The sequence below is a fragment of the Pararhodobacter sp. genome (genome assembly GCF_036802785.1).
Taxonomy (GTDB): Bacteria; Pseudomonadota; Alphaproteobacteria; order Rhodobacterales; family Rhodobacteraceae; genus Pararhodobacter.
Map to the genome: position 1 here is coordinate 1 of NZ_DAIRVN010000044.1, position 13,558 is coordinate 13,558.

Consider the following 13,558-nt stretch of genomic DNA (forward strand, 5'->3'; position numbering starts at 1 on the left):
CTGCCAGGTGCGCAGCCATCGCCCCCGGCATGCCTCGCCCCCCTCCTGCACACGCCGCAACGTCATGAGCCGCCGCAATGCACATGGCTAGGCAAGCCTCCTCCTGCGCCCTAATCTGGTGCGGGAAACCCAAAGGAGGAAACGGGATGAACGAACAGGCACTTGCCGGGCGCCATGCGCTGATCACGGGCGGCGGCACGGGTATCGGACTGGCAATCGCGCAGGCTCTCGCCGGGGCGGGCGCGCAGGTTACCATTACCGGGCGGCGCGCCTCGGTTCTGGAGGAGGCAGCCGCCGTAACCCCCGGCCTGTACGCCCTTGAAATGGATGTAGCCGACGAGCAAAGCGTGGTCACCGGCTGCGCCGCCGCCATTGATGCGCGCGGCCCCGTCACCATCTGCGTGCCCAACGCAGGCATCGCCGAGGGCAAGGCCATCCACAAGATGGACACGGCCTTCTGGCGGCGGATGATGGCGATCAATCTGGATGGTGCCTATCTCACCGTGCGCGAATGTCTGGGCGGCATGCATGCCGAGGGCTGGGGCCGCGTGGTGTTCATGTCGTCGATCGCCGGTCTGAAGGGGCTGAAGGGCGCGCCGGCCTACACCGCCTCGAAGCACGGAATGATCGGGCTGATGCGCGGCCTGTCGGAGGATTTTCTGGGCTCGGGCCTGACCTTCAACGCGCTCTGCCCCGGCTATGTCGATACCGAGATCGTCTCTCGCAACACCGACAGCATCGCCCAGCGCGCCGGGATCAGCGCCGATGATGCGCGCAACATGATGGTCAAGACCAACCGCCACCGCCGCCTGATCCGCCCGGAAGAGGTTGCCACCGCCGCGATGTGGCTGTGCCTGCCGGGTTCTGAAAGCATCAACGGCCAGTGCATCGAAATCGCGGGCGGTCAGATGTAATGCATCACGCCCCTTGAGCCTGCCCGCCCGGCGTGGTTGAACCCGAAGGTGCCCGGCGACAGCAAGGTGACGAGGGACCGGTGACAGACCGTCAAAAACTGACCAACGGGATCGCCCCGCGCGTGATTCTGGCCACCTATGTTCTGGGCGGGGTGGGCGGCGTGGTTTTCACGCTGCTGGGCATGCCGCTGGGTATGCTGCTGGGCTCGCTTCTGGCAGTGGCCGGGGCGGCATCGGGCGGGGTGCGGCTGTTCGGGGCGCTGCCCGCGGTGCCTCAGGCCTGGCGCTATGTGCTGATGCCGGTCATCGGGGTGGCCATCGGCGGCAGCTTTCCGGCCGATTTTCTGGAACAGGCGGCGCGCTGGTGGTTCACGCTGGCAGCACTGGTGGTGTTTGTGCCGGTCGCCCATGCGCTGGCCTACGGGCTTTATCGCCGGGTGGGCGGGATTGATGCGCGCACCGCCTTTTTCTCGGCCATGCCCGGCGGCTTTCTGGAAGCGCTGGAAATGGGGGAAAAGGCCGGGGCGGATGTGCCCATGCTGCTGATGCTGCAGTTTCTGCGGCTGATCCTGTGCATCGTTTTCGTGCCGATCGCCTTTGCACTGCTGACCGGCAAGGTGGTGGGCAGCGGCGCGGGGCTGGAATGGCCGGGTGCCGAGGTGCCGCTGATGGCCCGCGACATCGCGGTGCTGGTGGGGGCGGGCGTGTTGGGCTGGTGGGGGGCGCATCGCCTGCGCTTTCCGGCGGCGGTGCTGTCCGGACCGCTTTTGCTGAGCGCCTTGGCCCATGTCACCGGGCTGACCAGCGCCACGCCCCCGGGTTGGCTGATTCTCATCACGCAATGGGTGGTCGGTACGGCATTGGGCAGCCGTTTCGGCGCCTTTGAGGGCCGGCGGATGTGGCTGGCGCTGAGGTTGTCGGCGCTCAACGTCGCACTGGTGCTGATGGTGGCGGGTGTCATCGCGCTGATCCTTGCCGGGCCGGTGGGAGAGCCGGTTCCGGCGGTGATCCTCGCCTTCGCGCCCGGCGGAATTACCGAGATGTCGCTGGTGGCGCTGTCGCTGCAGATGAGCGCGGTTTATGTGACAATGCATCACCTGTTGCGCATCGTTCTGGCGGTGATCTTCGCGCGGCTGGGCATGGCCCTGTTGCCAAAGGGCGATGACTGAGGGGCTGCAGGCGCCCCGCCCTGCCCCCCCTCTAACCCTGCGGCGTCATAGCCTTGCGCTGGCGCGCGCGCTCGATGCCCAGCTGGTGCTCACGCCAGATGATCATGATCCCCGCACACACCACCAGCACCGCGCCCCCCAGCATGGTGAGGGTCGGCACTTCGCTGAACACCCAGTAGCCGATGCCCAGCGCGAACAGGATGGACACATACTCGAACGGCGCGATGACCGAGGCATCTGCGTGGCGGTAACTGGAGGTCAGCAGGATCTGCCCCACCCCGCCCAGAAGCCCCGCAAGGATCAGAAGCGCCGCCTCGGTCAGCGACGGCATCGCCCAGCCGAAAGGCAATGTGACCAGTGACAGAAGCGTCGCCGTCAGTGAAAAGTAGAACACGATGGCCGAGGTGGATTCGGTCGCCACCAGCTTGCGCACGAAGATCTGCGCCAGCGCCGCGAAAACCGCGCCCCCCAGCACCAGCATGACGCCCAATGCCTCAGCATGGCTGATATCGGCCCCGACCGACAGGCGCGGCGAGAGCACGATCAGCACCCCCACCATCCCCACCACGACCGCCGAAATTCGGAACAGCCGGACCTCTTCGCCCAGAAACATCGCCGCGAAAATCACCACCAGAAGCGGGGCGGCATAGCCGATCGCCGTCACCTCGGGCAGCGGCAGGAAGGCCAGCCCGCCAAAGCCCAGCCCCATGGCCAGCGTCCCGACAATCCCGCGCCAGACATGGCCCATCGGCTGGGCGGTCTTTAGCCCTGCGTGCAACTCATGGCGCCACGCAAGCCAGGCAAGAATCACCGGCATCGCAAAGAGCGAGCGGAAAAACACAGCCTCGCCCGGCGGAATCGTATCCGAGGTGTATTTGATCAGGCTGGCCATGACGATGAAGACCAGAACCGAAGATATCTTGAGCAGGATACCGCGCACGGGCTGCATGGGGCCCTCCCTTTGCTACACACATTCAGTATCGGATTCCCCCCGCCCCGGCAACCTTTTGCAGCCCCGGCGCGGGGTTGGAACGAACCGGTTTGCAAACACAAAATCCCTCTGGACACGCCGCGCGCCCTAACCTAAGAAGCCCACACCCGAAAGCGTCAGCGCTTTCACCCGTGCCCGGGTAGCTCAGGGGTAGAGCAGTGGATTGAAAATCCTCGTGTCGGTGGTTCGATTCCGCCCCCGGGCACCATTTTACAAGCGTTTCCCGAGATGTGGCGTTTCCCCTTGAATGGGAAGTGAGTTCTTCGTTTCAGAAGCCCGCATTGCGACTGAATGGCGGGGGCAGGCGATAACCAACCTCATCGGCGACAAGTGCCCTGTGCAGCCTGATCAGCATCTGGGCATTATTCCGGGATATTTAGGTCATACCCGTTTGTGCCGCAGCATCTGCGTTCACGGCAGCTCCGGGCGGGCGCGTTTGCTTGCGGCGCCCGCCATCGAAGTTCACCCTCCCCGGGGCAGGACGGTCTGTTGGCCATGAACGCGGGGGCTTGTCCGGTCACCCTTGTGAGCGGGGCGCCTGATGCGCTCCGGCAACACAGAGCTCTGGCTCGGAGCTCGTTTCACTCGGGAAAATCCCTGCGCGGCCTTTGGCAGACGTGCGCCTCACGCAGCGTCGTCATCTCCCGGCCAGACCAGCGAGCGGTGGAGCTGCGTGCCGGTCATCGCGCCGTCCCCCACGGCAAGGGACACCGAATGCGGCATCATCGCCACATCGCCACAGGCATAGATGCCGGGCACGCTGGTCTGTTTCTCGGCATTCACGCCGATCATCTCACCCATAGGGCCCTCGACAATCCTGCAACCGGCCTGGGCGGGAAGCGCGCTGGCGGGGGTCACGTGGCTTGCGATGAAAAGCCCGGCAAAGGACAGGACGCGACCGTCCGTCAGCCGCACATCCGCCGCGCCACTGACCTCTGCGATCGGCGCGCCCTCGATGGTGACTCCCCGGCGCTCCAACGCCTGCCGGGTGGTGGGGTCAAGCGTCAGGGCGTCGTTGGTCAGAAGGGTGATCGTGCCCCATTCCGTCAGAATTTCCGCCTGATGCGCCGAACTCGGGCCGGTTCCGATCACGCCGATATGGCCCTGATCCAGCTCATAGCCATGGCAGTAGGGGCAATGGAAGATTGACCGCCCCCAACGGTCAGCCAGCCCCGGTATCTCCGGCAAGCCATCTGCCACGCCGGTGGCGAACAGGATGCGGCGCCCCTGATGCTTCTGACCGTTGAGCGTTGCCACCACAAAGCGGTCGCGCGCGCCGGTCAGCGAGACCGCCTCGCTGTCGATCCAGGTGAGTGTCGGATACACCTCAAGCTGCTGGCGGGCCTGCAGGGCAATCGCCGCCGCATCGGTGCCGTCCTGCCCCAGAAACCCGTGCGACGCCCCGGCAAAGCGGTTGCGCCGCTGTCCTGCGTCGATCACCAGCACCGATCTGCGCGCCCGCAGAAGTTGGAGGGATGCGGCCATTCCCGCGTAGCTTCCCCCGATAACGATAACATCATAGATCATTCAGTGTGCTTTCCGGCAAGGTGTTTCAGGGTTGACCAACGCGGCATAGCGTCGGGCAAAGTCCGCCACGAGGTCAGCGAGCGTGATTTCAGCGAAACGCGCCAGCAGAAGGGCCTCGGCCCGGGCGAAGCTTTCATCCATGGCGGCATTGACCGTCTGCTCAACCAGACAGCCGGGCATTTCGTTGCGGTTGCCGATCGCGAAAATCGCAGGCTCACCGAGCGCATCATGAAGCTGGCGCAGCGAGATGGCGGAAAGATCGGCGGTAATGCGCCAGCCCCCGGCATGCCCGCGGTCCGAAGCCACGATCCCGGCTTCACGCAGAAAACCCATCGAGCGCCTGACCACCACCGGGTTCGTGCCAAGGCATTTCGCCAGATCGTCGGATGTCATGGGGCCATCACGCTCTGCCATGTGCACAAGGGCGTGCAGAACGGAGGAGAGGCGGCTGTCGCGTTTCATGTAATAACAATAGTTACGAACTACAGGAAAGGTCAAGACCGAACATCCCGGCCGGGACAGCCCCTGCATTTCCGGAACAAGGTGCCTGCCGGGCCTGAAGGTGCCCGGCAGGCCTGCTGACCCCTGCTCAGCGCGGCAGCAACACGGTGTCAACGACGTGGATGACACCGTTGGACTGGTTGACATCGCCGATGGTGACCCGCCCAGCATTGCCTGACTGGTCATAGATCCAGAGGCCACCGCCCCGCACCTGCGCGCTCAGCGGCGCGCCTGAAAGCGTCTGCATATGGAAGAAGCCATCGCTACTGGCACGCGCGCGGCGCATGATTTCGGCCCCGCTCAGATTACCCGCAACGACATGCGAGGTGAGGATGCGCTGAAGCATCGGCCGGTTCTCCGGCTGAAGCAGGGTCTCGACCGTGCCGGCCGGCAGCGCCTCGAACGCGGCGTTGACGGGGGCAAAGACCGTCATCGGGCCTTCGCCTTGCAGCGCATCGACAAGGCCTGCGGCCTGAACGGCGGCGACAAGCGTGGTGTGATCAGCCGAATTCAGCGCGTTCTCGACGATGTTGCGCTCAACGAGCATCGGCGCGCCGCCGACCATCGGGTTTGCCGTGGCCAGCGCGGGCGCAAGGCCCAGCGCGAAAACAAGTGCGGTGGTGCGGATCTTGGTGAACATGGCAGTCTCCTTGTCATGCCGGAACCTCACGGCCCGGCTGGGTGAGGGGAGACGGTCTGGCGGCAGTTCTGCCCCTTTCCGTCCATCGGTTGACGGGCACAAGCCGGCGCCCGTAACCTGAGGGACGGGAAGGATCTGACGAAAGTTTCAGATGCTGCGACGGGCGCGCATAAAAGCGTGAAGGCGCAGCAGGCTCAGCCCTCGGCCAGCGCGGCGGCAGCAAGGACCGGCCCGGTCGGCGCATCGCCGGGCGAGCCGCCCTCGGGCTCCAGACTGACCGCAAGCGTCAGGCCCGGTGCCAGCACCGATGAAACCTGCGTCACAGGTTCGCGCAGCAGACCCAGAGAGCGGGGAACGCCGGTATCATCAATCACCCAGAGCTCATAATCCTGCCCCTCGGGCGCGGCAGTCCCTGCCGAACGGGTCAATTCAAGAACCCCTGCTGAGGCATCCCAGCGGGCGTTGAAACGCAGTTCGACATCCTCGGCGGTCAGTTCGGCCTGCAAGACCACCGGCGCGGGGCCGGGCGGCCACAGCGTCACGGCAAGGAACACAGCCAGCGCGGCAACGACGGTTGCCAACGCGCCGCCGCGCCAGCCTAGGGCAAACCAGCCGCGCCGCGAGGCGGGCCTGGTGCTGCCGAATATCCGCGCCTCGATCTGTGGCAACAGGTCCGGGGCGGATGCCTCGTCAAAACCTGCATTCAGCGGGGCAAGCCGCACTTCCCATGCGCGGACGCGCGCTGCAAACGCGCCGTCAAGCTCAGCCCGGTCACGCGCGGCGCGCCAGTCATCGGCGGGCAATGTGCCCAGAACATATTCCGCCGCCAGAAGCTCATCGCGCTCCTCGGGGCCAAAATCGTCAGGGCCGGGTTCTTCAGGAAGGGTCGGACCGCTCATCGCTCCAGACACTCCTTCAGGCGCAGCAGGCTGCGGCGCAACCATGTCCGCATGGTGTTGAGCGGCACCGCATGGCGCGCGGCCAGATCATGATACGACAGGCCCTGCAGATAGGCGCCGCGCACGGCTGCCGCGCGGTCCGGTTCCAGTTCGCCGAAACAATCCACCACGCGACGGGCCTCGCCCTGGGCCATCAGTTGCCCCTCCGCATCCGGCCCTTGCGCGGGAAGGCGGGCGACCGGGTCATCATCGGGCGCACCGCCCGCAGCGGTGACATGCGTGAAGCCCCGCGCGCCGGGCCGCGCGCGCAGCCGGTCAAGCGCGACGTTGCGGGCGATGGCCACCAGCCAGCCCATGCCTTCGCCCCGCGCGCCATCGAATTGCGCAGCGCGTTGCCAGACACGGATATATACGTCCTGCAGGGCATCTTCGACCTCGGTTCTGTCCCTGAGCATACGGGTCAGCACACCGACAAGTTTCGCGGCACTTTGCCCATACACCTCACGAAACGCCGCGCGGTCCTGGCGGGCAATCCTTGGAAGAAGAAGGTTCAACGAATTTTCAGACAAACGCCGCAGCCTGTATGAGTGACTTTGCAACCTGTCCGGCAAGACGACACCGTGTCAACCGGGAAACGGATTGCGGCGCTTCATCGCAGGGCCCGGGTCCGCGCTGTTCAGGGGGCCCTTTTCCCAACCCAGACCGGTCTCGCGCCCGGAAATCCGTTTCCTGCAAAAAATTCCGCCCATGACTGAAACTTCTGCGGTCCGCGTGCCGTCTCAACTGGGTCGGCCCCGAAACGGCCGTTTTTGATTGGAGAGAAAGATGACCAAATTCACACTTCCCGCCGCCCTCGCGACCCTGCTTGCCGCACCTGTCGCCGCTGATACGGCGATCGGACTGGCCGGTGATCGCACGCTGGTGATGATTGACCTTGCGGCAGGCCAGGTCACCGGCATGACCGAGATCGATTACAGCGGGCGCATTCACGGCATTGATTACCGCCCCTCCAACAGCAGCCTGATCGCGGTGACCGACACTTTCGAGGTTGTCGAGATTGATCCGCAAACCGGAAGCTGGAGCGCGGTTGTCACGATGGACACCCCACTGGAGGTTGCGGAAAGTGCTGCGGTGATCGTCGATATCAACCCGGCTGCGGATGCGCTGCGGTTCATGTCAGGCACCACCAACCACCGGGTCAACCTTTCCAGTGGTGCCGTCATGGTCGATGGCAGCCTGACCTTCACGGATGGCACCGAGGGCACGCCCATGGTCGGGGCCACGGCCTACAGCAACTCCTACGGCATGCCGGAATCGACGGCGATGTATAACATCGACACCGATCGCGGCGCCCTGCTGCGCCAGACCGCGCCGAATGACGGCGACAATGCCATGATCGGTGCGTCGGGCGTCATGTTCGAGGGGCCGGTAGCCTTTGACATCGTGACCGATGCCGAGGGTACCAATACCGCATGGCTGTCTGCCAACGGCGCGCTGCACACGCTGTCGCTGGATGACGGCTCGGTCACCGGCTCATGGGAGATCGAGGGGCTGGACGTGGACTTGCGCGACATCACGGTCATGACCGCCGCCGACTGATCGCTGAGCCGCAAACGCCTGTAGCGGATACCCGCGCCGGACAAAACCGGCGCGGGTTTTGCGACGGGCGGCTGCCTCGCCTTGTCACGCGCTGTTGTCGCGCCGCCAATCCGACGGGGTTTGACCAAAAAGCGCCTTGAACAGACGCGAGAACTGCGCCTGATCGGAAAAAACGTGACGATAGGCAACCTCGGCCATGGGCACGGCGCGCGCAGTGGCGATCAGATCCCGCGCCGCGATCAGCCGCGCTTCGCGGATGAATTGCGAAACCGTCTTGTTGGTATCGCTGAACAACTCATGCAGATAGCGCTTGGATATGCCGCAGGCCTCGGCCACGAATTCGGGCGATAACGCCGGGTCCGACAGGCTCTGGCGGATCACCTGTTCCGCCCTGCGCAAATGCCCTGCGCGCACCGCCGTGCGGGCGCTTTCGTCCTGATCCAGATGCTCATCAAGGGCCAGTGCCAGCACCTCGACAATCTGGCGGCCAAACACGCTGGCAGCATGCGCCCGCGAAACCGGCAGGGAAAGAAGCTGGTTCATCATCGAGGTGAACAGCGCGGGAATGCCGTTACCCGCATCAATGATCCGCGCGCAGAAGCGGTCAGGGTCGCGCAGCTTTTCGGCAAGGGCGCGCCGGGAAATCTTGAGCACACTCAGATCATTCGCCGCGCGATAGGCAAAGCGGTAAGGCTCATCGCCGCGCTCCAGAATGAACCCGCCCGGATCGCAGCGCACCTCCCGGCCAAGCTGACGGAACTCCACGGGGCTGCGGCGCGGCACGGTGATCAGGTATTCTTCCTGATGGGTGTGGGAAATGTGGTTCGGGCGGCGCTCATACTGCAGCGGTTCGGTACGCAGGCGCGAGATTGAAACATCGCCCATATCGCGCTGCTCAAGCCTGCCGGTGAAGGTTCCCGGGTTGTGGAAGGTCAGGTGCAGCGGAAAGTAGGTCTCAGTAATCACACGTTCCCAATGCGCGGCCCTGCGCATCGGTGCGGCCTGATCGGTGCTGCGTGTGGTCACTTCCATGCGCTCTCCCCTGAAAGAGCTACGCAAGAATCGGTATCGGCCGGGCGCGATTCAGGCAACAAAATTTAGTGCATTGCCGCCCGCCCCTGCGCGCATTGCCAAAGTTTTCCGCACGGATCGACAAAAGCGCTCCGGCCACTGCGCCGATCCGCAAAACATTGCGCCTTCATCTGCAAGATTGCCGCGCCAAATCCCGCCACATTGAGCGTCATGTCGAGAGGCCGGAAAACGGCCCGGGAACAGGGAGAGCTATTGCAGCCAGGTGCTGCCTTCCGTTGCCCGTGGCCGGTTTCCCTGCAAAAGGAACCCTGGGATGACGAAACGCACTGTGGACCCGATCACGCTCTCTGTCGTGCGCGGCGTTCTGGAAACGACGCAGCGCGAGATGACGCTGGCGCTGGAGCAGACCGCGCGCTCATCGGTGTTCAATCTGGCGCATGACTATTCCACCGCGCTGTTCAACCACACGCCAGAGATGATCCTGCAGGGTCAGGATATCCCCATCCATCTGGGCTCGCTGATTCCGGCGATGAAATCGGTGGCGCATTTCTTCGAGGGCGATATCCACGAGGGAGATCTGATCCTGCACAATGACCCGGCCTATGGCGGCTCGCATATCATCGACACCTGCATGTATATGCCGGTGTTCTATGAGGGCGAGCTGGTGTTCTGGACCGTCTGCAAGGGCCATCTGACCGATATCGGCGGCCCCGTGCCCGCAGGCTATAACCCCAATGCCACCGAGATTTTCGCCGAGGGGCTGCGCATTCCGCCGGTCAAGCTGTGGGACAGGGGCAAGCCGCGCCATGATGTGCTGAACCTGTTGCTGACCAACATGCGCGCGCGGCGCGATCAGGAGGGCGATTTCAACGCTCTGATCGGGGCCTGTCAGGTGGGTGCGCGCAACCTGAAACGGCTGATGGACAAATACGGCAAGCCGCTGGTGCAGGAATGCATCGCCGAGCTGCTGGACATGGCTGAATCGCATATGCGCAAGCTGATCGCCGATGTACCCGACGGCACTTATTCCGGCACCGCAATTCTGGAGGATGCAGGCCACGGATTCGGCGATTTCGAGATTACCGCGACGGTGACAATCAAGGGTGACGGCTGCCATATCGCGGTCAGCTCGCCCCCGCAGATCCCCTATTTCATCAACAGCTATGAGGGGAATTCGCATTCCGGCGTCTATCTGGGGCTGATGATGTTCGCCCAGCTGCCGCCGCCCTATAACGAGGGGCTTTATCGTTGCGTCAGCACCGACATGGGTCCCAAGGGCACCCTGTGCAACGCCCAGTCCCCTGCCCCGCATATGAACTGCACCACCACGCCGATGGAAACCCTGACCGATGCGGTGCGCCTCGCGTTCGAGCAGGCGGCGCCGGACAAGGTCTCGGCCAGCTGGGGCCATGCGAATGGCTGCAACATCGCGGGCTGGGACAAGCGCCATGATGAGGAATATGTGACCATGGTTCTGGCCTCGATCATCTCGGGCGCGGGGGCCACGGCCAGCCAGGATGGCTGGCACGCCTGCGGGCCGGAATGCTGCTTTGGCGCGCTGACCTCGGGCGATATCGAGATGCTGGAGCACAGCTATCCGATCATCATTCACCGCTATTCGCTGATGGAGGATTCGGGCGGCGCGGGCCGGAACCGCGGCGGCTCCGGCACCTGTTGGGAGGTGGAGCCGCTGGACGGTCCGATGACCCTGATCACCTTCGGCGAGGGGCGCCGCATCCCCGCGATGGGGGCGGCGGGCGCGCAATCAGCGATGGTGCAGTCCAAGGTCGGGCGGCTGGAGATCACCCGCAACGGCGAGACCGAGATCATCACCGACAACGTGATTGAAACCATCCAGCCGGGCGAACGTGCGGCCAACAAGAACCCTGGCGGTGGTGGCTTTGGCCCCGCGTTCGAGCGCGATATCAGCAAGGTGGTTGAGGATGTGCGCAACGGGCTGGTCAGCCTTGAAGGCGCCCGGCTCGATTATGGCGTGGTGATCACCGACCGCGACAGCCTTGCCGTTGACGCCGCCGCAACCGCGAAACTGCGCGCGGCCTGATTTTCATCTGTTCAAAAATATCCTCGGGGGGAGGCCGCAGGCCGTGGGGGGCAGACAGCCCCCCGCCCGCCCCGGATTACGCGAAAGGGACCCTTCCATGCAGAACCAGTATCGCCTTGGCATCGACGCCGGTGGCACCTTCACCGACTTCATTCTGGCCGACCGCAAAGGCGGGGTGCGCCTGTTCAAGGCACTTTCCACCCCGAACGATCCGACTGCCGCAATCCGCAACGGGTTGAAGCTGATCGAGGAAGAAACCGGCCTGTCGCCTGAAACCATCGTCTCGAATGCCGATCTGTGCATCAACGGCACCACCGTGGGCCTGAACGCGCTGATCACCCATAACGGTGCAAAGACCGGGCTGATCGCCACGAAGGGCCATGAGGACAGTATCGAAATCCGGCTTGGCCACAAGGAAGACGGCTATCGCTACGATTCCGAGTATCCGCCCGCCACGATGCTGGCGCCGCGCTATCTGCGCCGGGGCGTGTCGGAGCGGGTGATTTCGACCGGGGCGGTCTATACCCCGCTCAACGAGGATGAGGTCCGCGCGGCCTGCCGCCATTTCCTCAGCGAGGGGGTGGAATCGGTCGCCATCTCATTCGTCTGGTCGGTGCTGCACCCCGCGCATGAGCTGCGCGCCGCCGAGATCGTGCGCGAGATGATGCCTGATGTGCGCCTGACCGTCGGCAGCCAGCTTTACCCGCAGGTGCGCGAATACACCCGCACCTCCACCGCCATCGTCAATGCCTATCTCGCGCCGATCCTGCAACGCTATGTCGCGGCTGTGGACGGCTATTTCCAGTCGCTGGGCGCGCGCCATCCGGTTCGCTACTTCCAGTCGAACGGCGGGCTGGCGCTGGGGCGTGTGGTCTCGGACCAGTCGGTCTACGCCATCAATTCCGGCCCCGCCTCGGCCCCGCAGGCGGCGCTGTATCTGGGTGAGCCGTGGGGGATGAAGGACATCATCACCGTCGATATGGGCGGCACCTCGTTCGACATCACGCTGACGCGCAACGGCCGGGCGAATGTGTCCAAGAACATCGACTTCCTGCGCTACCGGATCGGCATTCCAATGATTCAGGTGGAGACACTGGGCGCAGGCGGCGGGTCCATCGGCTGGATCGATTCCATGGGCCTGATGCAGATGGGCCCGCAATCAGCCGGGTCCGAGCCGGGGCCCGCCTGCTACGATCAGGGCGGCGAGCGGCCCACCACGACCGACGCCAATCTGGTGCTGGGGTATCTTAACCCCGACGGTCTGGTCGGCGGGCGGCTGCCGCTCAACACCGCCAAAGCCCGTCAGGCGATCAAGACCCATCTTGCCGACCCCCTGGGCATCAGCGTTGAAAAAGCCGCCCATGGCATGTTCACCATCGTCAACAACAACATGGTCAACGCGATCCGGCGTGTCTCGGTTGAGCGTGGCTACGACCCGCGCGATTTCGTGCTCAACTGCGCGGGCGGGGCGACGGCGGCGCATATCACGGCGCTCGCGCGTGAAATGGGCATCCGCAAGGTGCTGATCTCAAAACTGGCGTCGGGCCTGTGCGCCTTCGGCCAGATCATCTCGGACGTGAAATACAACCACATGGCCCCTGCCCCCATCCGTCTGGAAGGCGCCGAGGCGGCGGCAAAGCTGGAGGCGCTTTTCAACGCGCTTGAGGCGCGGGGTCACGACGATCTGGCGGGTGACGGCTTTGCTGAGGAAAAGATCAGCATCCTGCGCAGCCTCGACATGCGCTATGTCGGGCAGGTGCATGAATGCACCGTCGATATCGAACCTTTCGAGGTGACCGAGGCCGCGCTGGAGCGCCTGAAGGCCGCGTTCCATGCCCGCCATGAAGAACTTTACACCTATTGCGAGCCCAACAGCGCCGTCGAGGTGGTCAATGTCGAAAGCGCGATCACCGGCACTGTCGACAAGCCCGCCCGCATGAAGCTGGAACCCGGCACCGGCGCGCATCAGGCGCTCAGGGGCACGCGCGAGATGATCTTCAACGCCTCGGGCCTTGCGCATGAAACGCCGGTTTTTGACGGCGCGCTTTTGGGGGCGGGCGATCTGGTCACCGGCCCGGCGGTCATTCAGGAGGTTACCACCACCATTGTGATCGAACCGGGCTGGCTGGCGGAGCTGGACGCGAGCGGCGTCTATGTGCTGACCCATGCCGAAGACGCCACCGGCCAGAGCGCCGCGCGCGCCCGGATCGCCGAAGGTGTCTGA

13 protein-coding genes and 1 tRNA gene are annotated in these 13,558 nt (G+C 64.5%); 6 read left to right on the forward strand and 8 right to left on the reverse strand.

The window, feature by feature from the left end; translation table 11 throughout:
* The first annotated feature begins 146 nt into the window (after positions 1-146).
* Entirely contained in the window at positions 147-914 is a 768-nt protein-coding gene (locus V7Q53_RS14650; protein ID WP_333829365.1) for an SDR family NAD(P)-dependent oxidoreductase, read from the forward strand.
* Between the two features lie 80 nt (positions 915-994).
* Positions 995-2,083: an AbrB family transcriptional regulator gene (locus V7Q53_RS14655; RefSeq protein ID WP_333829366.1), complete on the forward strand. Its 1,089-nt coding sequence runs from the start codon at positions 995-997 to the stop codon at positions 2,081-2,083.
* A gap of 31 nt (positions 2,084-2,114) precedes the next feature.
* Here V7Q53_RS14655 and V7Q53_RS14660 read toward each other — a convergent pair whose 3' ends face one another.
* On the reverse strand, positions 2,115-3,032 hold the full coding sequence (locus V7Q53_RS14660) for a DMT family transporter (protein WP_333829367.1): 918 nt from the start codon (positions 3,030-3,032) through the stop codon (positions 2,115-2,117).
* Positions 3,033-3,207: 175 nt separating this feature from the next.
* Here V7Q53_RS14660 and V7Q53_RS14665 point away from each other — a divergent pair.
* Positions 3,208-3,282 (forward strand) — tRNA-Phe (locus V7Q53_RS14665).
* Between the two features lie 416 nt (positions 3,283-3,698).
* On the opposite strand, the gene V7Q53_RS14670 is transcribed toward V7Q53_RS14665, so the two are convergent.
* From V7Q53_RS14670 to V7Q53_RS14690, 5 genes are all read right to left on the reverse strand, one after another.
* Entirely contained in the window at positions 3,699-4,601 is a 903-nt protein-coding gene (locus V7Q53_RS14670; RefSeq protein ID WP_333829368.1) for an NAD(P)/FAD-dependent oxidoreductase, read from the reverse strand.
* Positions 4,602-5,063: an RrF2 family transcriptional regulator gene (locus V7Q53_RS14675; RefSeq protein ID WP_333829369.1), complete on the reverse strand. Its 462-nt coding sequence runs from the start codon at positions 5,061-5,063 to the stop codon at positions 4,602-4,604.
* A 127-nt stretch (positions 5,064-5,190) separates the two neighbouring features.
* On the reverse strand, positions 5,191-5,742 hold the full coding sequence (locus V7Q53_RS14680) for a fasciclin domain-containing protein (protein WP_333829370.1): 552 nt from the start codon (positions 5,740-5,742) through the stop codon (positions 5,191-5,193).
* Positions 5,743-5,936: 194 nt separating this feature from the next.
* Complete coding sequence (locus V7Q53_RS14685; RefSeq protein ID WP_333829371.1) at positions 5,937-6,641, reverse strand: anti-sigma factor; 705 nt, start codon at positions 6,639-6,641, stop codon at positions 5,937-5,939.
* Positions 6,638-7,195: a sigma-70 family RNA polymerase sigma factor gene (locus V7Q53_RS14690; RefSeq protein WP_333829372.1), complete on the reverse strand. Its 558-nt coding sequence runs from the start codon at positions 7,193-7,195 to the stop codon at positions 6,638-6,640. The genes V7Q53_RS14685 and V7Q53_RS14690 overlap by 4 nt, the downstream gene beginning before the upstream one ends.
* A gap of 271 nt (positions 7,196-7,466) precedes the next feature.
* Here V7Q53_RS14690 and V7Q53_RS14695 point away from each other — a divergent pair, with 271 nt between their 5' ends.
* Entirely contained in the window at positions 7,467-8,240 is a 774-nt protein-coding gene (locus V7Q53_RS14695) for a DUF4394 domain-containing protein (protein WP_333829373.1), read from the forward strand.
* 84 nt (positions 8,241-8,324) lie between these two features.
* Here the strand turns inward: V7Q53_RS14695 and V7Q53_RS14700 are convergent, their stop codons facing one another.
* The gene (locus V7Q53_RS14700; protein ID WP_333829374.1) at positions 8,325-9,272 is read right to left on the reverse strand and encodes a helix-turn-helix domain-containing protein; all 948 of its coding nucleotides are present in this window, start codon (positions 9,270-9,272) and stop codon (positions 8,325-8,327) included.
* 313 nt (positions 9,273-9,585) lie between these two features.
* Between V7Q53_RS14700 and capB the strand changes: the two genes are divergently transcribed.
* Positions 9,586-11,334 carry a caprolactamase subunit beta gene (capB, locus tag V7Q53_RS14705; protein ID WP_333829375.1) on the forward strand — a complete coding sequence of 583 codons (1,749 nt, stop codon included), beginning with the start codon at positions 9,586-9,588 and terminating at the stop codon, positions 11,332-11,334.
* Between the two features lie 11 nt (positions 11,335-11,345).
* Here the strand turns inward: capB and V7Q53_RS23410 are convergent, their stop codons facing one another.
* Positions 11,346-11,411 carry a hypothetical protein gene (locus V7Q53_RS23410; RefSeq protein ID WP_442954436.1) on the reverse strand — a complete coding sequence of 22 codons (66 nt, stop codon included), beginning with the start codon at positions 11,409-11,411 and terminating at the stop codon, positions 11,346-11,348.
* 20 nt (positions 11,412-11,431) lie between these two features.
* Between V7Q53_RS23410 and capA the strand changes: the two genes are divergently transcribed.
* Positions 11,432-13,558: a caprolactamase subunit alpha gene (gene capA, locus V7Q53_RS14710; protein WP_333829376.1), complete on the forward strand. Its 2,127-nt coding sequence runs from the start codon at positions 11,432-11,434 to the stop codon at positions 13,556-13,558.

Bases quoted from the DNA above. Each gene is read 5' to 3' on its own strand.
- V7Q53_RS14650 (WP_333829365.1), top strand. From the start codon at position 147: ATGAACGAACAGGCACTTGCCGGGCGCCATGCGCTGATCACGGGCGGC.
- capA (WP_333829376.1), top strand. From the start codon at position 11,432: ATGCAGAACCAGTATCGCCTTGGCATCGACGCCGGTGGCACCTTCACC.
- V7Q53_RS14675 (WP_333829369.1), bottom strand. From the start codon at position 5,063: ATGAAACGCGACAGCCGCCTCTCCTCCGTTCTGCACGCCCTTGTGCAC.
- V7Q53_RS14680 (WP_333829370.1), bottom strand. From the start codon at position 5,742: ATGTTCACCAAGATCCGCACCACCGCACTTGTTTTCGCGCTGGGCCTT.
- V7Q53_RS14660 (WP_333829367.1), bottom strand. From the start codon at position 3,032: ATGCAGCCCGTGCGCGGTATCCTGCTCAAGATATCTTCGGTTCTGGTC.
- V7Q53_RS14685 (WP_333829371.1), bottom strand. From the start codon at position 6,641: ATGAGCGGTCCGACCCTTCCTGAAGAACCCGGCCCTGACGATTTTGGC.
- capB (WP_333829375.1), top strand. From the start codon at position 9,586: ATGACGAAACGCACTGTGGACCCGATCACGCTCTCTGTCGTGCGCGGC.
- V7Q53_RS14695 (WP_333829373.1), top strand. From the start codon at position 7,467: ATGACCAAATTCACACTTCCCGCCGCCCTCGCGACCCTGCTTGCCGCA.
- V7Q53_RS14670 (WP_333829368.1), bottom strand. From the start codon at position 4,601: ATGATCTATGATGTTATCGTTATCGGGGGAAGCTACGCGGGAATGGCC.
- V7Q53_RS14700 (WP_333829374.1), bottom strand. From the start codon at position 9,272: ATGGAAGTGACCACACGCAGCACCGATCAGGCCGCACCGATGCGCAGG.